Annotated in this window: 22 protein-coding genes and 1 pseudogene; all 23 read right to left on the bottom strand. The window is 38.4% G+C overall.

Annotated elements, in window-relative coordinates; genetic code table 11:
- Positions 1 to 460 precede the first annotated feature (460 nt).
- The 23 genes and pseudogenes from DFQ11_RS01625 to DFQ11_RS01730 all read right to left on the bottom strand — a co-directional run bounded on the left by DFQ11_RS01625 (position 461) and on the right by DFQ11_RS01730 (position 22,877).
- Entirely contained in the window at positions 461 to 2,416 is a 1,956-nt protein-coding gene (locus DFQ11_RS01625) for a heavy metal translocating P-type ATPase (RefSeq protein ID WP_110473887.1), read from the bottom strand.
- A gap of 32 nt (positions 2,417 to 2,448) precedes the next feature.
- Positions 2,449 to 2,991: a hypothetical protein gene (locus tag DFQ11_RS01630; RefSeq protein WP_045079774.1), complete on the bottom strand. Its 543-nt coding sequence runs from the start codon at positions 2,989 to 2,991 to the stop codon at positions 2,449 to 2,451.
- Positions 2,992 to 3,161: 170 nt separating this feature from the next.
- Positions 3,162 to 3,428, bottom strand: a complete 267-nt coding sequence (locus DFQ11_RS01635; protein WP_110473888.1) for a hypothetical protein — start codon at positions 3,426 to 3,428, stop codon at positions 3,162 to 3,164.
- 24 nt (positions 3,429 to 3,452) lie between these two features.
- Positions 3,453 to 3,812, bottom strand: a complete 360-nt coding sequence (locus DFQ11_RS01640) for a SpoIIAA family protein (protein WP_110473889.1) — start codon at positions 3,810 to 3,812, stop codon at positions 3,453 to 3,455.
- Between the two features lie 23 nt (positions 3,813 to 3,835).
- Positions 3,836 to 4,012, bottom strand: a complete 177-nt coding sequence (locus DFQ11_RS15240) for a hypothetical protein (RefSeq protein ID WP_165586669.1) — start codon at positions 4,010 to 4,012, stop codon at positions 3,836 to 3,838.
- A gap of 10 nt (positions 4,013 to 4,022) precedes the next feature.
- A complete protein-coding gene (locus tag DFQ11_RS01645) occupies positions 4,023 to 5,339 on the bottom strand; it encodes an APC family permease (protein WP_110473890.1) in 1,317 nt (438 codons plus the stop codon).
- Positions 5,340 to 5,422: 83 nt separating this feature from the next.
- Positions 5,423 to 5,857 carry a Fur family transcriptional regulator gene (locus tag DFQ11_RS01650; RefSeq protein WP_110473891.1) on the bottom strand — a complete coding sequence of 145 codons (435 nt, stop codon included), beginning with the start codon at positions 5,855 to 5,857 and terminating at the stop codon, positions 5,423 to 5,425.
- 37 nt (positions 5,858 to 5,894) lie between these two features.
- A complete protein-coding gene (locus DFQ11_RS01655; protein WP_110473892.1) occupies positions 5,895 to 8,423 on the bottom strand; it encodes a heavy metal translocating P-type ATPase in 2,529 nt (842 codons plus the stop codon).
- Entirely contained in the window at positions 8,420 to 8,782 is a 363-nt protein-coding gene (locus DFQ11_RS01660) for a SpoIIAA family protein (protein WP_027126745.1), read from the bottom strand. The genes DFQ11_RS01655 and DFQ11_RS01660 overlap by 4 nt, the downstream gene beginning before the upstream one ends.
- A gap of 44 nt (positions 8,783 to 8,826) precedes the next feature.
- Positions 8,827 to 9,249: a Fur family transcriptional regulator gene (locus DFQ11_RS01665; protein ID WP_073217630.1), complete on the bottom strand. Its 423-nt coding sequence runs from the start codon at positions 9,247 to 9,249 to the stop codon at positions 8,827 to 8,829.
- A gap of 15 nt (positions 9,250 to 9,264) precedes the next feature.
- Positions 9,265 to 9,603: a P-II family nitrogen regulator gene (locus DFQ11_RS01670; protein WP_110473893.1), complete on the bottom strand. Its 339-nt coding sequence runs from the start codon at positions 9,601 to 9,603 to the stop codon at positions 9,265 to 9,267.
- Positions 9,604 to 9,718: 115 nt separating this feature from the next.
- Entirely contained in the window at positions 9,719 to 10,972 is a 1,254-nt protein-coding gene (locus DFQ11_RS01675) for an efflux RND transporter periplasmic adaptor subunit (RefSeq protein ID WP_110473894.1), read from the bottom strand.
- A 17-nt stretch (positions 10,973 to 10,989) separates the two neighbouring features.
- Positions 10,990 to 15,405 (bottom strand): CusA/CzcA family heavy metal efflux RND transporter, encoded by a 4,416-nt coding sequence (locus DFQ11_RS01680; RefSeq protein WP_110473895.1) that lies wholly within the window; start codon positions 15,403 to 15,405, stop codon positions 10,990 to 10,992.
- A gap of 118 nt (positions 15,406 to 15,523) precedes the next feature.
- Positions 15,524 to 15,919 (bottom strand): hypothetical protein, encoded by a 396-nt coding sequence (locus DFQ11_RS01685; protein WP_229791217.1) that lies wholly within the window; start codon positions 15,917 to 15,919, stop codon positions 15,524 to 15,526.
- 62 nt (positions 15,920 to 15,981) lie between these two features.
- Positions 15,982 to 16,185, bottom strand: a pseudogene (locus tag DFQ11_RS15320) (GDCCVxC domain-containing (seleno)protein); the annotation flags it as partial.
- Positions 16,185 to 16,751, bottom strand: coding sequence for a helix-turn-helix domain-containing protein (locus DFQ11_RS01695; protein ID WP_110473897.1), 567 nt, complete (start codon positions 16,749 to 16,751; stop codon positions 16,185 to 16,187). The pseudogene DFQ11_RS15320 and the gene DFQ11_RS01695, both read right to left, overlap by 1 nt.
- 262 nt (positions 16,752 to 17,013) lie before the next feature.
- Positions 17,014 to 18,816 carry an efflux RND transporter periplasmic adaptor subunit gene (locus DFQ11_RS01700; RefSeq protein WP_110473898.1) on the bottom strand — a complete coding sequence of 601 codons (1,803 nt, stop codon included), beginning with the start codon at positions 18,814 to 18,816 and terminating at the stop codon, positions 17,014 to 17,016.
- 4 nt (positions 18,817 to 18,820) lie between these two features.
- A complete protein-coding gene (locus DFQ11_RS01705) occupies positions 18,821 to 19,531 on the bottom strand; it encodes a PepSY domain-containing protein (RefSeq protein WP_110473899.1) in 711 nt (236 codons plus the stop codon).
- Positions 19,531 to 20,118 carry a DUF2911 domain-containing protein gene (locus DFQ11_RS01710; protein WP_110473900.1) on the bottom strand — a complete coding sequence of 196 codons (588 nt, stop codon included), beginning with the start codon at positions 20,116 to 20,118 and terminating at the stop codon, positions 19,531 to 19,533. Before DFQ11_RS01710 ends, DFQ11_RS01705 begins: the two co-directional genes overlap by 1 nt.
- A gap of 6 nt (positions 20,119 to 20,124) precedes the next feature.
- Entirely contained in the window at positions 20,125 to 20,607 is a 483-nt protein-coding gene (locus tag DFQ11_RS01715; protein WP_110473901.1) for a YybH family protein, read from the bottom strand.
- Between the two features lie 602 nt (positions 20,608 to 21,209).
- Positions 21,210 to 21,770 (bottom strand): DUF3347 domain-containing protein, encoded by a 561-nt coding sequence (locus DFQ11_RS01720; protein WP_110473902.1) that lies wholly within the window; start codon positions 21,768 to 21,770, stop codon positions 21,210 to 21,212.
- A gap of 24 nt (positions 21,771 to 21,794) precedes the next feature.
- On the bottom strand, positions 21,795 to 22,247 hold the full coding sequence (locus tag DFQ11_RS01725; RefSeq protein WP_110473903.1) for a heme-binding domain-containing protein: 453 nt from the start codon (positions 22,245 to 22,247) through the stop codon (positions 21,795 to 21,797).
- On the bottom strand, positions 22,248 to 22,877 hold the full coding sequence (locus tag DFQ11_RS01730; RefSeq protein ID WP_110473904.1) for a DUF3347 domain-containing protein: 630 nt from the start codon (positions 22,875 to 22,877) through the stop codon (positions 22,248 to 22,250).
- Positions 22,878 to 22,898 lie beyond the last annotated feature (21 nt).

Here is a 22,898-nt window from a genome sequence, read left to right on the forward strand (position 1 = left end):
CGTTGTATCTAAACAGATATAAAATACTTTAGGAACTGTAAGAACAGTACAAAGCAGATTAACAGGATAACAACGATTAGAATACCAATCCAAATTATTTTATCTTTTTTGGTAATGCTATTTTTTACAGACGGTACTTTAGTGTTTTTTTTATTTCGTCTATCTCGTCTATTTCGTCTATTTTCTAACATAGAATATCATTTTTGCTATGAACCAACCAACCAATCAACCACTTCCACTTCATCTGCTGTAACCCCAAAAATTATATTCTCGCAGTTAATCAATGCTTATGAATATTCCCTTTTAGCACAAAATAGTATAATAGGAATGCGGTTATTACCACAAAGATTATTGCAAGAATCCCATTAAACTTATCTTTTTTTGTGATTTTGTTATTCGATGATTTACTAACCTTTTTATTTCTTTTATTTCTCTGTTTTTGATACATCGTTTTTGATTATTACCATTTCATCTTCTGTAATCTAACAGCATTTAAGATAGCCAACAAAGCCACTCCTACATCTGCAAACACAGCCTCCCACATTGTCGCCAGGCCTCCTGCACCCAAAACAAGTACCACAGCTTTTACTCCAAAAGCAAGCGCAATATTTTGATATACAATACGTCTGGTTGAACGACCAATTTTAATAGCTTTTGCAATTTTGCTCGGTTGGTCTGTTTGGATGATAACGTCTGCCGTTTCTATCGCTACATCACTTCCCAAGCCGCCCATTGCTATACCAACATCGCTTACTGCCAATACTGGGGCATCGTTGATGCCATCGCCAATGAAAGCTACTCTTCCGTCATTTCGGGACATCAATTTTTCGACTTCGTTCAATTTATCTTCTGGAAGCAATCCGCCTTTTGCGGTATCGATGCCCATTTCTTTTGCGACTTGTTGCGTAATGGAATCCTTATCGCCTGAAAGCATTATGATTTTGGAAATTCCTGATTCCCTAATTTGCTTAATGGCTTCGTGTGCATCATCCTTTAGCTCGTCTGCAATGATTACATAGCCTGCAAATTTGCCTTCAATGGAAACCATCACGATAGATTCTACAATGTTGTCGGTTTCAGATGGAACTTCGATATTGTTTGAAATCATCAATGGTTTATTCCCAACCAATACGGTTTTGCCGTTTACTGTTCCCTTTAAGCCTTTTCCTGCTACTTCACTTACTTCGGAAGCTTGAAAATCTTCGCCATCGGCTTTATAATCCATAATTGCCTTGGAAATGGGATGGGTAGATTGTTCTTCCATCGCCATTAGGTATTTCATAAATTCAGGTTCTTTCCAGCCAATGGCTTTTATTTCTTTGATTTTAAAAACACCTTTGGTTACAGTTCCTGTTTTGTCCATAACAACGGTATTAACCTTCGTCATTTCATCCAAATAAGATGCGCCTTTGAACAAAATCCCGTTTTTTGAAGCTACTCCCAATCCACCAAAATAGCCCAACGGAATAGAGATAACCAAAGCACACGGACAGGAAATAACCAAGAAAATCAATGCTCTATACAACCAATCGCTAAAAACATAATCGTCCACAAAAAAGTAAGGTAGAAATGTCAAGGCAATTGCCAAGAATACCACGATAGGCGTATAGATTTTTGCAAACTTTCTAATGAACAATTCGGTCTTTGATTTCCGTGCGGTGGCGTTTTGCACCATATCCAAAATTCTTGCAATAGAACTATCCTTAAATTCTTTAGTAGTTTTTATTTCAATTACACCGTCCAAGTTTATGCTTCCAGCAAATACTTTTTCGCCTTTTGCAATGGTATCAGGTTTGCTTTCGCCCGTTAATGCTGCGGTATTGAACGAGCCTTTTTCGGACAATAAAATACCATCTAAAGGAATTTTTTCGCCCACACGTACTTGCACTTTTTCGCCAATAGCAACGGTTTCGGGATTTACAGAAACATAATTGTTGTCCCGATAAACCAAAGCTTCATTGGGTCTTACATCCAGTAATGCCTTGATGCTTCCTTTGGCTCTTTTAACCGCGGCACTTTGGAATAATTCGCCTACCGCATAAAACAACATTACTGCCACACCTTCCGGATATTCGCCAATGGCGAATGCACCTATGGATGCGATGGACATCAATAGAAATTCGGTAAAGAAATCGCCATTTTTGATGCTGTTCCAACCTTCCTTTATCACAGGAAAACCTACAGGAAGGTATGCGACTGCATACCAGACGATACGTATCCAATCTTTAAAAAATGCTACGTCAAAATAATCCATCGCAATGCCAATAATCAGCATTACAAAGCTGAAAATTGCTGGTACATAAACTTTAAATTTCCCTATGCTTTCTGCGCTGCTTTGGTTGTGGGCATCATTGCGCTTGTGAGTATCTGAAGAAGTTTTATTCAAATCTCTTAAATTGACTTTCTTTTTTTTCATTAGTTTGATAATAATTTTATTTTAATTCACAGTTATTCCAATCTCAACACCAATTGCGCAAACTGCACTTCTATGGTATCATCGATACCCTCTATTAAGAAATCCAAACCAGTATTTGAAACCAATAATTGTCCGGTTGCACTTATCAAGCAGGACATACTTACTCCTTGTTCTATATGGGTAATGGTTGCTTTAAATTGTGATTTAAAGGATTTTCCTTGATAAGTAACATCTATCAGCCAATTAAAGTTGATAGGGTCGTGCCGTTTTGATAAAAAATCCTGTGATGGAATAGTGCCCGTGAACCGAAGCATCAAAGGGGCTTCCTGCTGTTGTAAAATGGTATTGATTTCAGGAATATCTGTTGATAAAGTCTTAAGGTCGAGTACACCATTAACCACTTTGGAATCATAATCAAGATATAAGGCCAATTTATGGCTTTCTGCCTTGACGGGTTTAGAGTTAACCAAAGTCATCATCATAATATGACCTTCTTCAGTTGTATAAATTTTTTGGGCGTTTACTTTATAATAACTAACCAACAAGATTATTAAAATACAATGTTTAACATTCATAATATCCATCTTTAATTGTATAATTAAAAAAAAGCAGCTTCTACTTTTGCTTTTAATGCTATTAATCATTTTGCTTTAAGAAGCATCATAAAAGCTGCCTGCTATTAATTAAGTTTTCACTTAATTTATTTTAAATAAAAAATTTCACTCTTTCACATAACCACTTACCGCTATTTATTATCTATATCCTTTTCTCTTTTACCGAAATAATACATCAGAGCAACACTTGCACCTAATAGTCCAAACAGAATATTCTCGAAAATTTGATTCCCATTGATATTCACAATTTCAATGAAATTATTTATTAAATATTGCCACCAATTAATTTCATAATTCTGACTGCTAATCGTGAAAATTGTTATCCCCAAAGGTTGAAGGATAAAAACACCTATGGCAAACCCAATTAGTATGGTAATAAGAATATTCTTTTTATTCATCGTCTGTCTTTTACGGAAGTAAGCTTACTGGCTCTCAATCCAACTTTTGGCATCTTCCTTTTGGTCTATATTGAAATACTTAATTTCGGCGTTGGTAAAAGGCTTCATAAATTGGGTTATCCATTCTTGCCATATTTTATCTCCTACCATTGCTATTTTTTCATAGTCTCTGGCGTGGGCCGTATCCATTTTGAGGTCTTCCCATAAACTAGGCAAGTCCCAACCCGTAAAATTGTCCATCTCAAAATACCAACGAACCTTCATCCCCTTGTCCAGTATAGCGTGGATAAGTGGATGGATTTTTTCGATGTCTTCTTTTCTCAATTTGCCCGAAGCTTTTGTTGCAACAATATTTTTTTCCTTTAACTCAATTATCTGTAACATTTTATATAGTTTTTAATTAATTATTATCCTTCTAAATCGTAAAACCATTCTTCAGCCATTACAATTGCTTTTTTGATAGCCTTTTCTTTTGAAAAGTCTTCCTTTTCGATTAATTCTTTCGCAATTTCAATTGCCTTTTTTCTTACCGATGGATTAAGGGTGTCAAGCTCTGCTCTAAATTCTTCAAATGTCCAGTCCATAAAAAATATATTAGTGGTTAAACAATTCCTTTTCCTTTTCGGGGTCTATATCTTTTTTTTCTCTTTTATCCAAAAAATAATCCAGCAAGATACCTACTACAATCGCTCCCACAAACGCGGCATAAACTTTCCAATCAAATTGTATGACCAAAGAGAGGCTTATGATTATCGCCAAAATTGGCAGTATCGGAACTTTCCCAACAGATAAAGGAACTTTAAAGGGCCTGTATTTATCTGGTGCTCTGAAACGCAATACGATAAGGGCAATGTTCACGGCGACAAAGACGAGCAACGCACCCAATGACGACATTCCCGCTACGATTTTAATATCGCCCAATAGCATAAAACCCGCAACTGCCGCCATAACCACAATGGTAGTAACCCACGGCACTTTATGTGCATTGGTTTTGGTCATAAATTTCGGAAGTTCGCCCACGCTTGCCATTCCAAACAGCAGCCTGCTGATAGAGATAATACCGCTAAAGGCCGCATTGGCAGTAGCAAAAAGTGCTGCGACCGCCAATGTCACGGGCAACCAACTGTTGAGATTTGATGCCGCAAGTGAAAGTGGCGAATCTACTTTTGCCAGTTCTGACGGGTCGGCAATGTTAAGTACCGTAAAAGCTATGAGCAGATAGATAACGGTTGTAAAAACCATTGTCAGTAGAAAGGCACGAGGAATGGTCTTGCCAGGGTTTTTTACTTCAGAACCCAATGCAGCCATATGCTCAAAACCTGTATAGACAAAAAACAAGGTTGCGGTAGCCGCCAAAGTACCGGAAAAGGATTCAACTTTAAAAAATTCAGCCTTTGGCGGGCCAGTTTCTGCAAGCCCGACCACAATAAGAATGAACAATCCCAAAAGTTGTATGCTAACCATTATAATATTGGCAGTAGATGATTTCTTGATTCCCGTAATGCTTATCAATGAAAGAATTATCAATACGCCATAACTTATCAATAGGGAAGGCACACTAAAAAAAGTGTTGAAATAACCTGAAAAGGCCAGCAATACAGCGGCTATCGTGGCAGAACTGTGAAAGGCAATTGTCCAGCCAGTGAGAAAGGAAGGAATGTCAATTTTCGGAAACGCTTTGCGTACAAAAATGAATTCGGCACCTGCATTGGGATAGGTAGATGATAATTCAGCATAGGACATTGCAGAAATACTGGCTGCAACTGCTGCAAAAATAAAGCTCAACCAAATATCGGTTCCTGCCTGTCCGGCTGCCGCGCCAATCACAGTATAGATTCCAGCACCCACAATGGTACCAACGCCATAAAAAGTAAGACGAAGCGTACCCAAGGATTTTTTTAATTCTGCCATAATATTTTTAAGTTAGAGAAGGTGGAAGAAACCTGAACTTGACCATTGAGCGCAAGGGTTCAGAGTTCTGGAACTCCCACCTGTTATTTTTGCCTGCATTTTTCACATATTCCCTTTAATACCAGATTCACATCGCTCACTTCATAATCGTCTGGCAAGCTTTCTTCCGATATCTTATTCGGTAAACAGATTGTTTTCCTACAATCGGTGCAATGAAAGTGCATATGTAAATCTATACCATATTTAACTTTGGCGTTTTCATCAGAAATCGCATATTTTGCCACTCCGACCCCATCATTAATCTGATGAATTAGCCTTTTATCCTCAAAAATTTTGAGGTTGCGATAAAAGGTAGTTCTGTTTGCTGTTTTATTGGTTTCGCTCTTTTGAACAAAGGCCTTTTTCAAATCGGTAAAGGACACGGCACTTTGTTTCCTTTTCAGGAACTTGTATATCTTCGACCTCATTTTAGTAGGGCGAATACCGTGATATGATAATATTTTTTCCGTTTTGGTCATTTTAGCCTTGATTCAAAAGCAACCCTTTTTATTAAATTTATTTTTTATAAGCCAAAAGTCTTAACGCATTAAAAACCACAAGTAACGTTGAGCCTTCGTGGATGACCACTGCAATACCGATATTGGCCCAACCCATAATGGTCGATGGGATAAGCAATGCCACAATACCGAGGCTGACCCAAAGGTTTTGCTTGATAATGGCCTTTGCCTTCCTGCTCAAACCTATGGCAAAGGGCAGTGTTTCCAGTTTATCAGCCATTAGGGCAATGTCCGCAGTTTCCAAGGCCACATCACTGCCCGCTGCACCCATTGCGATACCTACGGTGCTGTTTGCCATTGCAGGGGCATCGTTCACACCGTCGCCTACCATTGCGACTTTGGATTCCTGTTCTTTTAATTTTTTAATGGCATCTACTTTTTCCTCTGGCAACAGGCTTCCCCAGGCATCGGTTAACCCAATTTCTTTAGCAACGGCATCGGCAACCTTTTGATTATCCCCGGTTAGCATTATCATCCGCTTGATACCGATTTCCTTTAATTTTTTCAGTGTTTCCTTGGCCGCTTCCCGTGGGGTGTCCATCAGGGCGATGATACCTATATATTCTTTGTTCCTTCTTATGAGCATCGTAGTATTTCCACCACCTTCAAGTTCTTTTACTTTATTCGATATATCTTCGGATGGTTTTGCTTCATCGAGGTCTTCGTACAAGTCAAGGTTTCCAATATAGATTTTATCCTTGCCCAAAGAAGCTTTGATACCTTTTCCGAGAACTGCTTCCAAATCTGACGCATCGATAATATCAGTACCTTTCAGACGCTCTTTCCCATCCCTTACGACGGCTTTGGCCAAAGGGTGGTCGCTCAAGTTTTCAACGGCAACGGCTATCTTTAACAGTTCATTTTCTTCAATATCCCCCAATGGTACTACTTCGGTAAGTTTGGGCTTGCCTTCGGTAAGCGTGCCTGTTTTATCAAAAGCCAAAGCGGTCAATTCGCCCAAATCTTCCAGCGGTCTCCCACCTTTAATGAGTACACCACCACGCGCTGCTCGCGCCACACCGCTCAATACGGCACTTGGTGTTGAAATGGCCAGAGCACAGGGACTTGCAGCTACCAATACCGCCATTGCACGGTAAAAGCTGGCACTAAACGGTTCATCAATGACCAGAAAGGCAAAGAGCAAGACACCAACCAATATCAGTACGGATGGCACAAAGTATTTTTCAAACTTATCGGTCAACAGCTGTGTGGGGGACTTTTGGGTCTGCGCCTCGTTGACCAGTTTAACCAATCGGGACAGGGTAGAGTCTTTGGCTTCTTTGATTATCTTAATTTCCAACATACTATTACCGTTGATAGTTCCAGCAAACACACGGTTTTCATCCTTGATATCATCGTCTGCCGAATAGTTTCTGTCCTTATCTTCCACAGGGATTTTGTCCACAGGTACACTTTCCCCAGTAATTGGTGCTTGGTTTACACTACTTTTTCCGTTGACCACGACGCCATCTGCGGATATTTTACTATTGGGCTTGACCACTATAATATCGCCAATACTCAATTTCTCAATCCCAACTTCTACAGTCTTACCATCTTTTTTAAGCAAGGCTGTTTTTGGTGCAAGGTCTGCAAGCGCGGCAATGCTTTTTCTTGCCTTGTTCATTGCATAATGTTCCAAGGCGTGCCCAAGACTAAAAAGGAACAACAAAAGTGCACCTTCTGCCCATTCGCCCAGAATGGCGGCACCAATGGCCGCGACCAGCATTAAAAAGTCAATCTCAAAACCACCCTTGGCCACAGTTTGAACCGCTTCCTTGGTGGTAAAGAAACCACCGAAAAAGTAAGCGCCAATGTACAAAGTAAGACTGACCCAATCTGGGATGGATTCCACATAGGAAAGCCCGAAACCTATCCCGAGAAGTGCCCCACAGATAATGGAAAAAATAAGTTCCGTATTTTTACCGAAAACCCCACCGTGGGCGTGCTCTTCTCCTTCCTCGTGGGTCTCGCCCTCCTTGTGCTCGTGGCCCTTTGTGGAAGTTTGCTCTTTAGTATCTTCCTTCTTTGAACGCACCTCTTTTTTTTTGGATGCTTCGATGTAATCATTTTCGTTTGAAGAACTCCGCTGAACCTGAAGGTTTTCCTTTTCAATCTGTTTACTTATTTCATCAAAATTTGTTTGCTTTTTATCAAACTCAAGGCGAACCATTCCAGAGGCCGAAACGGAAGCCTCCAAAATCCCATTGATTGCCAAAAGGCTTTTCTCTATGGAACGTGCCTGTCTTGTATGTCTGATTCCTTTAACCTCAATGAGCAAATGCCCGTATTTTTCGGTAATCTCGGCACCTGTCCGTTCTGCGAGAGATTGAATGCGGTCTATGGAAATAATATCGGGGTCATAATGAAAACAGAGCTGTGGCGTGGCATCTTCTTTTGTATCGGCAACGTGCACTTTTTCAATACCCTCTTTAGCCTGTAGTTCTTGAATAAGCCTTTCAACACAATTATCTTTTTCGTTTGGAACTTGCGGTAGGATAACCGGGATTTTTATTTGTAGTTTTTTCATTTTTTACTATTTTTTTTAATCCATTCTTTGGCATCGTCTTTTTCTTCTGGCTTATAAAATTTTATATGTGCCTCTGAAAAAGGAAGCAATGCCTCGGTAAATTGCTCCTGCCATTTAACGCTACCCACTAAAGCAACACGCTTTAAATGTGTTTCATTCGGAAGATTTAATTCAATGCCCTTCCAATAGGCACTTACCGTCCAGCCTTCAAAATTTTGCATTTCAATGTACCAGGAAACTTCCTGATATGCAGTTATATGTTCTGTTAAGACCGGTATCAAGTTTTCATAATCCTTGGCATCCAGCTTATTCTCTGCCACCATATATACAGTAGCCTCTTTTTTATAGATTGTTATCATTGCTCACTATTTATAAATGATAATTGAATTTAAAAACCAAACGTTTAATCCAGATTGTCGCTGCATTTTTCACAAATGCCCTTTACCACCAAGTTGATATCCTCGGTAATGTAGCCATCAGGTAAGTTGATATGAGGGATTTTATGCTCTGTTAAACAGACAGTTTCATTACAATTGTTGCAATGAAAGTGTAAATGAAGGTCGTTGCCAACCTCGCACTCACAATTTTCTTCGCAAAGGGCGTATTTTATAACACCTGTCCCATCCTCAATTTGATGTACAATACCTTTTTCCTCAAACGCTTTCATAGTCCTAAATAGGGTGCTTCTTTCACTGACCTTAAAATCCTTTTCCAAATCGCCAAGACTGATGGCCACCTCTAATTCTGCTAAACGCTTATAAGTCATAAGGCGCATAGCCGTAGGTCGTATCCCTTTGCTTTCAAGTAGTTGGACTATTTTTTCCATTTGTGATAAAGTGTTTTATAGGTCGTACCGTTTTAAGGAATCTCCAGTTTTAATCTGAAAGGCATTCTCTATATTGGCTATATATATAATACCATCTCCAGGCCCGTCGGTTTTGGCGTTGGCTATAATTGTTTCAATGGCCGCTTGGGCTTCCTCATTTTGGCAGACCAGTTCCAGCTTAACCACTGGACTGTCTGTAACGTGAAAATCCAGCGACGGTCTTGCACCTTTTGATTTGAATGCACCAGTGCCTTCAGCTTGTGAAAGGGTCATACTTTTGAACCCATTATCAGATAGTGCTTCAATGACTCTTTGGATTCGGTTCGGTTTTATAAATGCTTTTATTTCCTTCATATTATGAATTTTTTAAATTTTTAATCGATTTTGAACCGAGCCTGTTTTCTAATTTTTAACAAACTAATTAAGACGATAAACAAACTCGGAATCAAAACCTTTGGTTTTTCTTGAATTAATGGTCGTGTTCCAGTTCGCCTTTAACCATTTCAGAAGACAGGTTATAAGCTCCTTTGATGACCACTTTGGCATCCGTTGAAACTTCGGCAGGAAGATTGACTTCAACAAAGCCCAAATCAGTTAGTCCAACCGTTACGGGTACCATTTTAAATTTCATTTTGTTCGCTTCCATTGCTTCATCTTCATCCAAAATAAAAATAAAGGATTGCTCGCCTTCTTTTATAATGGCAGCTTCCGGTACTGCAAAACCTTTTTTCTCGCCCTGCACTATGCGTCCTTCCACGTACATACCCGGCAACAGGTTTTTATCCTTGTTCTCAATATCTGCCAAAACTTCCAATGCTTTTGGGTCAGTATTGAAGGTTTTGCCAACAGACCTAACGGTTGCCTTAAGCAGTTCGTCCGGACGAGAAGCCGTTGAAAAATATATCTGTTGCCCTTTCTTGATTTGCTTTATGTCCTTCTCATATACTTTGAAGTTGACATAAATCTTTGAATTATCGCTTATTGAGAACATTTTGGATTGTTGTGCCACATAATCGCCCAGACTAATCATTACTTCATCCACATAGCCACTTATGGGCGTGATAATGGGAACTGCGGAATATATTTGGCCTTCAGCCACCTTGTCCGGGTTGATGCCCAACAGTCTCAATTGGGAACGCAAACCATTGACGCTGGATGTTGTGGAACGAAATTTTGACTGCGCCATCTGAAATTCCTTGCCAGAAGAAACACCTTTATCATAAAGAGTCTGCTTACGCTCAAAATCCTGTTTCAAAAAGACCAGTTCATCATTTTTTTCCTGATAATCCTGTTGAATTGCAATGATATCTGGATGCTCAATATACGCAAGCACCTGTCCTTTGCTTACGTTATCTCCAGGTACAACTTTTATGGAACTCACATTTCCACCAACAAACGGACTGATGTTCGCCTTGTCCTGTGGGTAAAGTTCCAGCGTACCCGTTACCTTAATGTTGTTCCCTAAATTCCGTTCCTCCAGAGGTTTCATTTCCAAACCGATGGTTTCAGCCTGTTGCTTTGTAAGTTCTACAACGCCTTCTTCCTCACTATGGCCTCCTTCTTCTTCGTCGTGACCTTCTTCGCCGTGTGCATCTTCGCCACCTGCTTCGGTTTTTGATACGCCTTCAGCTTCGTTATGCCCAAGTTCAGATTTTTGGCCATCGTTACAACTCATAAACATAAGTGTAAATAATACGGTACTTACTAATAGTATATTCTTCATTTTTCTTCTTTATTATATTATAGATTACCCAACTGATATTGTACCTCAATAGATTGTTGGTTGTATTGATTGATGTATTCCAAATGTGTTTGCTTTATCCTGATGGCACTGTTAAGGATGGTTATATAGTTGACATAATCTATTTCGCCTTCCTTGGATGCCAATTCTGCGGTGGTTATTTGTTCTTCCGCCAAAAGCAATGCGCCTTCTTCATAATACTGCAATATTTTCCGCGTTTTTTCAAGGGATTTGAACAATTGCGACACCCTACTTTCGGTGGTTGCCTTTTGCTCCAAATATTGATTTTCTGCGACCATTGCATCTGCCTTGGCTGCCTTTATCCTCGATTTCTGCGGAAAAAACCATAACGGAATACTAATACCTGCCTGATAGGTATTGAATCCAGAAACATCATCCACTACTTGCCTTCCAAACGATAAACTGAATTTCGGTAGGAGTTGCGATTTTTCAACACCCACATTTGCTTTACTTACTTCGGCGTTCTGCAACGCATATTGCAATATTGGGTTGTTTGCTACCGAGGTAGAATCCAAATTTGCCATAAAATCCAATGGCTCGTAAAAATCGTTCACCGTTTCAATGCTTTCATCCGTTCCCAAATACTGTTTTAAAGCACGTTTGGCAATTTCAATATCATCATAGGCTTGTTGTTTTAATACTTGTATTTGCTGATATTCCGAAGATGCTGCAATAAATTCCAATTTCCCGGTTTCCCCTGTTTCATAACGCAATTCAGCAGCCTCCCTAAAATTAATATAAACACTATCCAGCTGTTCTGCAAAACGCAACTGTGCCTTGTAATAATTAATTTGGTCATAGGCTTGCATCACATTGCGCACCAACTGTTGTTCATTGGCCACATAAAACTTTTCTCCCAAGGCAATACGCTCTTTGTAAAACTTCGATTTTGAAAATCCTGAAAGCAAATCAATGTTGCCCTGTTGCACACCAATGGTAGTCTGTACTCCGGGAAGATTATTGCCATATTCTTCCTTTCCCGTAAAAACTTGCGTACTGCCCAAGTCGAAACTTGTGCCTTTCATAGCCTGTTCACGTTCTATAAAGGCTTGACTTTCTTTAAGAGAAGGATAATTCTGTTTTGCCAAAGCGATGGCCTCATCCACGGTCAAGGTTTTTGGAATTGTTCCATCTGCATTGGTGTCTTGGGCAAAAGCAGTTCCAGAAGCCATCAAACCGCCAACCATCAATAATACGGTTACAATGTTAGTTGATTTGTTGACATAGCTTATAGCTCCATCGTTATTGTTTCGTTCTTTTCTCGATTCGAGCCAGTAATAAAGAATAGGAATAACCACCAAGGTCAGAAAGGTTGCCGTAAGCATTCCTCCAATCACTACTGTTGCCAATGGTCGTTGTACTTCGGCACCACCAGAGGTGGAAACCGCCATTGGGATAAAGCCCATAATTGTTGTAATGGCTGTCAATAAAATTGGACGTAAACGTTCGTGCGTAGCTTCGTATATACGTTTTTTTATATCTGTCATTCCACTGTCTTTTAGTTCATTGAATTTGTTTATAAGAATCAAGCCGTTTAATACGGCAACTCCGAAGAGTACGATAAACCCGACTCCCGCCGAAATACTGAAAGGCATTCCACGAATCCACAAAACGAAAACGCCACCTATGGCTGCCAAAGGTACCGCCATATAGATCATCAAGGCTTGTGAAAATGAATTCAAAGCAAAGTAAAGCAGAACAAATATTGTTATTAAAACGATTGGGACTACGATCATCAATCGGTCTGACGCACGTTGCAGGTTTTCAAATGACCCTCCGTAAGTAACATAATATCCCGGTGGCAGTTTCACTTCCGTTTCCAGTTTTTGCTGAATCTCCTCAACCATCGATTTTACATCTCGCCCACGAACATTGACACCAACCGAAATACGCCGCGAGGTATTGTCCCTTGAAATCTGCATTGGTCCGGGTTTGTAGCTAATATCTGCTACTTCCTTTAGTGGAACTTGTGCACCGTTTGGTAGGTCTATATAAAGATTTTTTAAGCTATTGATGTCCTGTCTAAAATCTTCTGCCAAACGAATGACTACATCAAAGCGTTTTTCGCCCTCAAAAATCACACCTGCGGCTTCTCCTGAAAACGATGCACTCACATAATCATTCAGCTTGTCAACGGTTACTCCGTATTGAGCCATTTTTGCGCGGTTATACACCACGGTCATTTGGGGCAAACCACTTGTAGCCTCTACGTTAAGGTCTGCTGCACCGGGAACTTTCCGTATTACCGCAGCAATTTCCTGAACCTTATCTGCCAACACGTTTAAATCTTCTCCATATAATTTGATGGCTACGTCCTCACGAACACCTGTAAGCAATTCATTAAATCGAAGTTCGACAGGTTGTGTAAACACGAAGTTTACTCCGGGAACTACTGAAATTTTTTCTTGAATTTTTTCTATGAGTTCTTCTTTACTGTCTGCGGAAGTCCATTTACTCTTGTCTTTTTCAAGAATAATGTAACTATCCGCAATATCCATAGGCATTGGGTCTGTTGGTATTTCGGCCACACCAATCCGTGAAACCACTGTTTTTACTTCCGGAAATTCATTGATTAAGTTCTGAAGTTTTTCTGAAGCCTCAATGGATTCTGTAAGACTACTCCCCGGTTTTATCAAGGCCTGAAAGGCAATATCTCCTTCATCAAATTTAGGGACAAATTCTGCTCCCATATTGCTAAATACAAATCCTGTAATTAATAGCAATGCAATCGCACCTATAACGACACCGGCTCGAAAGCGAAGTGCAAAATTAAGTATGGGTAAATAAGCCCGATTTAAAATATCCATAATTTTATCGCTTATCCTATCCATCTGGTTTTCAAATTTGGCAAACCAACTGTTTTGATTTTTAGCAGGTTTTAAAAATAAGGACGACATCATTGGCACGTATGTAAGACAAAGGATAATCGCTCCTAAAACAGCAAAACCAAAAGTGAATGCCATTGGCCGGAACATTTTTCCTTCTACGCCGGTCAAGAACAAAATAGGTGTGAAAACAATGAGAACGATTAATTGTCCGAAAAAGGCAGAATTCATCATTTTACTTGCAGAATCGTAGGTTATTTCATCCATTTCGGATTGTCCTATAATGGCATTGGATTTTTTCATCCGTTGATGAATGTGGAATACCGTACCCTCCACTATAATTACCGCCCCGTCAACAATAATCCCAAAATCAATTGCCCCCAACGACATCAGGTTTGCCCAAATGCCAAATTGTTTCATTAAAATAAATGCAAATAATAGGCATAAGGGAATGATTGAAGCAGCAATCAATCCTCCACGGAAGCTTCCCAAAAGCAAGACCAAAACAAATATGACAATAAGCGCTCCTTCTATTAGGTTTGTTTTTACGGTACTTGTGGTTGCCTCAATAAGTTCACTTCGACTTAAAAAAGCATCAATATAAACGCCTTCCGGCAGGGATTTTTGGATTTCGGTTATACGCTTTTCAACATTTTCTATAACGTTACTTGGACTTTCGCCTTTCAGCATTAGTATTTGTCCACCAACAGATTCGTGGCCATCTTGGGTAAACGCACCATAGCGCACTTGATTTCCATAGCCCACTTTTTCGGCGACATCCCGCACTAAAACAGGGCTTCCGTTTTGTGTGGTTACAACGGTGTTTTCCAAATCTGAAATGCTACGCGCCAAGCCTTCGCCACGAATAAAATTGGCCTGATGGTTTTTTTCAATATACGCACCTCCGGTATTTGCGTTATTAACTTTCAGGGCTTCAAAAACCTGATTCATTGTAATGCCAAAACTTTTTAGTTTATCAGGGTTTATGGCAACTTCGTACTGCTTTACATAGCCTCCAAAAGCATTAACCTCTACCACTCCTGGGACTAATGCCATTTGGCGTTTTACAATCCAATCCTGTATGGTACGAAGCTCCATAGCATCGTATTTATCTTCGTAGCCTTCTTTTACTTTTAGGGTGTATTGGTAGATTTCGCCCAGACCCGTAGTTATTGGTGCCATAAATGGTGTGCCGAAGCCTTCGGGGATTTCGCCAGCAACTTCCGTTAATTTCTCCTGCACTAATTGCCGGGGAAGATAAGTACCTGCCTCGTCCTTAAAGACAATGGTAACCACAGACAGCCCAAAACGAGATACGGAACGCAGCTCGATAACGTCAGGAAGGTTTGCCATTGCCAATTCTACCGGATAGGTTACAAATTGCTCAATATCTTCAGTCCCTAAATTTGGGGCAACGGTAATAACCTGTACTTGGTTGTTGGTAATATCGGGTACAGAACCCAGTTTTATAGTGGCCATAGACCAAATGCCCGTACCTACAAGCGCCACTATAAAAAGCCCAATAATAAACTTGTTATTAATGGAAAATGAAATGATTTTGTTAATCATAGAAAAAGTATTAATTCAGTTTAAACCTCGCAGTGCAAATAGATGCAATACGTTTATGATGTGATACTTACTTTGAAAAGCATCACGATAGGATATAGATATCCTTAAAAAAACTGAATTATACTTTAGGGGGTTGGAAAAGCGATTCCAGATATCTGGAAGTGAAGTTTACTTTATGTAAGTTAAACTGTTTTTTCTCTTCAAACTTTAGTCGATTGGTTAAAGCCGAATTGTTGTTCGCAATAATTAATACTAAAGGGTGACAACATTGATGATGGGAATGGACTGGTGTATTCTCCTTATCTGGGTTATTATGATGCCCTTCATTTTTTGCATCATTGTCAATGTAATCTTCAATTACATATTCAAGGAAAGAGTCTCCATAAACTTTATGGTCTTGATAATGGGTAATAATGCTTGAAATTTCTTTAATTGGTCCACAAAAGTCCATATCAATGCTAATTCCCTGAAAAAAGAATAAAATTGACATTGATATGGAAAAGAATATTTTCATAAAGTTTGACAAAGATACAAATTAATCGATGCACAGGTTGTGCAAAGATTGTTTAGGTGTGAGCAATAATCTTTATTTTCTTGAATTGGCGGGCAAGCAACTGTTCCATAAGAACAAAACACACAACAATCTCCATCATAAGGCTTCAAGACTGTTTTACAATTTTCACACTCATAAAAGAATTGACAAGCGTTTGTTGGCATCTCTTCTACTTTTTTGTGTCCGAAGTTTGGACAGGTAATCTCTGATTTTAATTGAATTTTCATCAAATCTCATCTAATGACTTACGGTTTTTATTAGTACTTTTTTTAAATTCCGAAGGGGTCATTCCTGTTAGCTTTTTAAACTGATTGCTTAAATAAGCGACGCTACTGTAATTCATTTTAAAGGCTATTTCACTCAAGGTTAATTCATCATAAACTATTAGTTCCTTGACACGTTCAATTTTTTGGTTGATAATGTATTGCTCAAAGGTGATACTTTCAACCGATGAAAACAGTGAGCTTAAATATTTATAATCAAGATGTATGTTGTCGCTTACATAATCTGCCCATTTAATGTTCAGTTCTCTGGATGAGAGATGAATTTTATTTACAACCAATGTTTTCATCTGTTCGATAAGTTGACTTTTACGGTCGTCAATCAAATTGAAACCTGAATTTTGAAGGGCTTCGGAAAGCTCTTTTTTGGTGTTTGTATTTAATGTTGACATTAATTTAACCTCTCCCAATTTAATAGAAGCATAGGATATTTCAAGTTGTTTTAAAATATTGGATACTGCCGAGATACATCTTGGGCAGACCATATTTTTAATATAGATAATCTCACTCATATAATACTTGTTTTAAAACAAGGTTAACCCAGATTTGTTTAGTGAATAGTAAACAGCAGCTATCGCAGCAATTACAAAAACCAATACTATCACAACAAAAGCTATAATTTTATCTTTTTTTGAGATATTACTTTTAGGTTGATGCTTCTTCCTTTCATTTTTTCGTCTATTTCTTCTTCTTTCACTCATTATCGTTCGCCATTATAAAACCAAGATTATTTTTTGGCCTTATGAAGATTACTTGATTAATCCGTAATTCGTTTTATCTTAAAGTTGCTTTTACCTCTCCACAGGTTAACATAGCCTCTCCATAATATGGATTTCGCACTTCTTCTTCCAAACTTATCCAATAGGCACCTTTATTGTTATTGGCCATTGGGCAAAACTGGATATATACATTTTGATTGACCCCAAAAAGCTGTACACCACTTATCATATGTGCCGAAAGATGCTTGAAATGCCCTCTTTGTGCTGCTATGTCTGAACTGTTCTCAATAGCATCTGCTGATGACTTTAGTTCCTTTTGAATGGTCATCCAATGGTTATGTGCCTTTTCATCAGATAATAATTTCATATCTACTTTTTTCAAGGACTGGTTGATTTGTTCTCCTGCTTGTTGAGCACCCTTGGTATCAGTGTTTACTAATGCGTCCTTCAAAAGAATGTAATCATCAAAAACCTGTTCTAACTGAATCTGAAATTTGTTTGAAACCTTAATTCTTTCCTTCATTTGAGAATGATCGGTTACATCCATATTTTCTCCAGAACTATCTTCTTGCATTCCCAAATGCCCTTCGTGTCCCGTCATAGTTTTACCTCCTTCTTGATTCATCATTGATTTTTTACCCTGAAGCTGTGCCGCGGCATCTACTGTAAACGTGCCGTTAGTTACCACTTCATCTCCATTTTTTAAACCTTCAAGAACGGTATAACTATCGCCAGTGGCATTGCCCAATAAAACTTCTTTCATCTCAAAAACAGCTTTATTAGGGTCTGTTTTGACATAGACCACAGAACGTTCGCCCGTCCACATAACAGCCGTTGACGGTATGGAAACGGTGTTCTCTGTGCTCGTTTGAGCACCCTCGATTTTTCCTTCCACAAACATTCCCGGCTTAAAGAGGTCTTTTTTATTTTGTAAAACTGCTCTCACGACCACCGTTCTTGTAGCAGAGTTTAATAAGGGGTCAATAAATGAGACCTTGGCGTCAAACACTTCATTTCTATAGGCATTGGTGGTTACTTTAATGGTTTGTCCTTCTTTTAAGGACGCAATTTGGTTTTCGTAAGCATCAAATTCTGCCCATACTGTATTGAGATTGGCAATTTTGTATAAGGGTTGTCCTTGTTTTAAATAATCTCCTTCCTCTACCATTTTCTGTGTTACCGTTCCTGATACGGTTGCGTACACAGGAAAGTTTTCTTGTACTTTCCCAGAGTTTTCTATGGCGTTGATTTGCTTTTCTGAAAGTTTCCAAAGTTTAAGCTTGTTTCTAACAGCTTTATATAATTCTGGTTGCGATTCTTTTAAGGATGAAGCGGTAAGCAGTTCTTGTTGTGCCGCAACTAATTCTGGAGAATAAATAGTTGCCAAGCGTTGTCCTGCGCCCACACGTTCTCCAGTAGAATTAACGTATAATTTTTCAATTCTTCCTCCAAAATATGTGACCTGTACGGCATTTGACTCTTCATTTGCTTTTATCTTTCCAGATAACTTTAGGGAATTATTTCCCATTTGTCCTTGTCCCACAAGTGACGTTTGAATATTGGCTAGGGCCATTGCGTTATCGGTCATTTTGATTTCATTGGCATTGAGGCCATCGGCACCCGATTCAGCTGGAATTAAATCCATTCCACATATTGGGCAGTCGCCAGGTTCTGGTTGCATAATCTGTGGGTGCATAGAACAGGTCCACATTTGATTAGTAGCAATTTCTTCTGAATGTTCGTGATTGTCTTTAGCACTATTAGTTGCCTTATCAGCAGAACCTCTACCGAAAATTAGATAGCCACCAAACAGGCCAACAATTACCGCAACACTTATGTAAATAATGTTTTTATTCATAATATTACTTTTTTGTTCTCTTATTTATTTTTCTAATTGTAGGTGATGATGTATACCAAAGTAAAAAACCACTCAATACGGTTATTAATCCCAACAATGAGAATACTCTTAAAACAATGGTATTAAAATTATCTCGCCCTTCATAGTCCATAGTGTGTGTCATCCACAAAAAATCGAACCAACGCCACGCCCTGTGCCTTACAGTTTGGAATTTTGCATCGGTTACTGAAACGTAGGCCTTTAGAGCCTCATCGGTATCATACGATATCACATAGGCAGGCAATAATTTTTCACGATATTCGTGATGGTCGCCCACTTCGTTTATCTTTTGGATATTGGAAACTTTTAAATTCTCCTTCATCTGGTTTTTGGCTATGTACAAGGCTTCTTCTTCAGAAATCGTCTTTTTTGCTTCGCCAGTTCTCGCATTATATAATTGTTCATTGTTTATCCAATAATACGGCTCGTTATTGATATCCCTTATTTCGATTTCACGAATGTCTTCATTACTTTTAATAAGTGAAGGGCTAATAAGGTTGTCAAATGCTTTTGGCACATAGTCCATATTACGGAATTGGTCGCCGTGAATGTCATCAATGTTTGTCCAACTAAAGTACATTCCGCTGATAGTCCACATTAGGAATTGGATTCCCAGAAACAGACCCAAATAGCGATGAACCTTTCTTATTTTTAATGCTGTATGCCTATTTACCATTATTGCTTCACTTTAAAATTGAAACTAATTGACACTTTTTCCCAAGCCAATGCTATAGTGCCTTCGTTTTTACTAACTTGGCTAACTTTATATTCTAAATGCTCCGTAATTTCATCTGAAATAATTGGTGTCACCTCAAATCGTATTACATCATCTTTTTCGTCATACTCATCTTTTCCGTGTTGGTCCCAATTGGAATTGAAAATTATTGTCCATTCATTTTTTGATGGGATAGTAAAGAACCCATATTTCCCAGCGGGAAGTTCTTGACCATCAATTATTAAATCCTTGTCTGTCTCTAGCCACGTTGCCATATGCGCACCTGCTTGCCAGACTTGGTCATATGCCAATAAACCACCAAAAATCATCCTGTCTCTTACTCCAGGTGATGAATAGTCAATATGGATGTGGGCTCCCCCTATCATTGCCATCGTTGAAGTATGTGGACTCAACGGTTTTTTTGGCGACTCCGTTGTGGTGTCAGTTTTTGGGCTTTCAGGAATTGTTTTGGTTTCTTTTATTTCTTGCTTGCAGCTTGTAAAAAGAAGTGCACACAATAAAAGGCCAAAGGAAAAATATTGTCTCATTATGTATTATTTTATATTTCTAGAAGATGAATGCATTTTGATAATTTTCCAATCACCATCCACTTTCTTTAAGATAGATGTTGCCACTCCTTTTTTCTTAATTGTTCTTGCATCGCCTTTTTCATCTGCTTTAAGAACAATAGTATAAATATAGGTCTCGGTGGTAAATGCATAAGGTGTATCTACCTTTACATCAATCTCATAATCTGAAAATTCAAATTTTTCAAAATGCCCCAATTCAGGCCCTAAATGATGTTCTATGTAATTCGCATAGGACCCCTCGACTCCTCCAGATTCAAAGACTTCGGAATCTTTGGTAAACAATTTGAACGTACCTTCCGTGGTTAGGCTTTGTAGGGCATCCTTATAAGTTTTCATTACTTTAAGAACAGCCTCCTTTTCTATCTCTCCATTTACATTTTGGCCGAACATTTGGCTAGTCGTAATTAACAATAGCATTAACATTGTTGTTAGTTTTAGTGTTTTCATAATTTTGGTATTAAAAGGTTTGTTATTAGATTTTTATTTTAGATATCTTTATTCTATTCCCTATCACCATTTTAACTTGTTGTTTTAACTAAATAATTGAAGTATCAATGCACCACCAACTATTAGGATAAGTATTGCATAGACTATATAATTAATCCATTTTTTGACAACTGATTTTTCAGTATTCTGTTTACAGCTGTCTTTGCAACAATCTTTCATTACTTTAGCTAAATTAAATTTCTATTTCATATTTAAATAGTACTTGAAAATGAGAGTCAGCCTCTATCCATCAATCAAAAAATAGGTTCTCCTCTCATAGTCAAGTACCTTTTACTAAACTTTTCTTTTTCAATTTTTAATACCTTTAAGGAAAGAGGTTCTTTTTACCAATCTTTCAAATCTTCTACCTCTTTCCCTATCGGCTGCCATTAATTAGGGGAAAAATTAATTTTGTGCCTGACAAGGGAAGGAATTAACCACTAACCATCAATATTTTTTCCTTCCCGTGACAGGACTTAATGACTATTAATATTTCCTTAAGACAGGAACCATTCTGTTAACTAATAAACCAGAACGATTCCTAATCTTAAAGAAGGGATTATCTAATTAATAGTCTTTTTTACTTTTCCACACTTGAGCATCTTACTGCCATAATATGGGTTTCTCACTTGATCACTTGTACTCAACCAAGAGCTACCACCATCATACATTGGGCAAAACTGCTCGTACAGAGTGCTTTTTGTACCTGTAATTGCTATCAAATCTGAAATATCCTTACTCAAGGTTTTAAAATGCTCTCTTTGATGACTCATTTCACTTTTTGCAATATGTTCGGCGTGCTCAGTGGCATCTTCAATAATATCAGCTAATTCTTTTTGTTCTTCTGCTGTATATTTTGAAGCATCAAATGCTTTTAGTGAGGCAGCCAATTTAGAGCCTTCCTGGGCTGCCTTTTTGGTGTCATCTGCTACTAAGGCATCTTTTAAGTTGAAGTAATCGTTTAATATTGCTTCTACTTTTGCATCATTGTTCATATTCATCATTTTACTATGGTCCATTTTCATAGTTGCGTGATCGTGGTTCATTTTTTCTTTTTCTTGTCCATTGGCAAAAGAAAGGGTTAACAATAGCATTGCTGCTATACTCATTTTTAAATTTTTCATTTTCTTATTTTTAATTATTATTGTTTATATACTATCTTTTAATCGTCCTACCCATTGGATTAGTTCCTGTTTTTCGGCTTCTGAAAAGCTTGCATCTTTGTGAATCAAAGTATAAGAATCCAAAGGCATTTCGTCATTTTCAATCTGTTTGATGATGGATCTTAACTTGCTCTTTTTTCTTCTGTTTGATAACGAATCCCACTCATTGAAATTCAATTCTGCTTTTCCTTCTTTGATATGGTCTTCCAAAAACCAAGCAATGGGTTGTACTTTATTGTACCAAGGATATTGAGTATTGTTACTGTGGCAATCATAGCAGGAAGTTTGCAACTTGCTCTTGATGTGGTCTGGCACAGAGTTGACCAACATAAAATCAGTTTTTGGAACGACATCGCTTTGGTTACGCTCGGTGGGCACAAACTGTATGCCCACAAACGCCACCAATAAAACCACTGCTATGATTTTTACAATTTTCATCTAATTGATTTCTTTTTGTACCTTACCACAGGTCAACATCTTACTTCCGTAGTACGGGTTTTTGATATCTTCACTCATACTCAACCACGCACTTCCACCATCATACATTGGGCAAAACTGTTGGTATAAAGTATTTTCTGTTCCAGTTATGGCAATCATATCGGCAATATCCTTGCTCAATATTTTGAAATGTTCCCGTTGATGGTCCATAGCACTTTCGGCAATGTGTTCGGCGTGCTCAATGGCGTCTTCAATTATATCATTCAGTTCACTTTGCTCATTACCTGAATATTTAGAAGTGTCAAAAGCTTTAAGTGATTTAGCCAATACACCTCCTAAATTTTTCGCTTTTGCGTTGTCATCGGCTACCAAAGCGTCTTTAAGACTGAAATAATCATTTAATACGGCCTGTGAGGTACCGTTGCCATTCATCGTCATTTCCTTTTTATCACCATCGTGATGACCATCGCTATTATCGTGATTCATTTTTGAATGGTCTCCATCTGCATTCATCTCTGAATGATGCTCTGTTGAATTATTCTTGTCTGTTTTAGCGTCTTTACAAGACACTGCTGTTAAGGTTACAAATGCTATTGCAACTATCCCTAATACTAATTTTAATTTGCTCATTTTGTTTTTGATTTAATTATT

Source organism: Winogradskyella epiphytica, assembly GCF_003217215.1.
Classification (GTDB): Bacteria; Bacteroidota; Bacteroidia; order Flavobacteriales; family Flavobacteriaceae; genus Winogradskyella; species Winogradskyella epiphytica.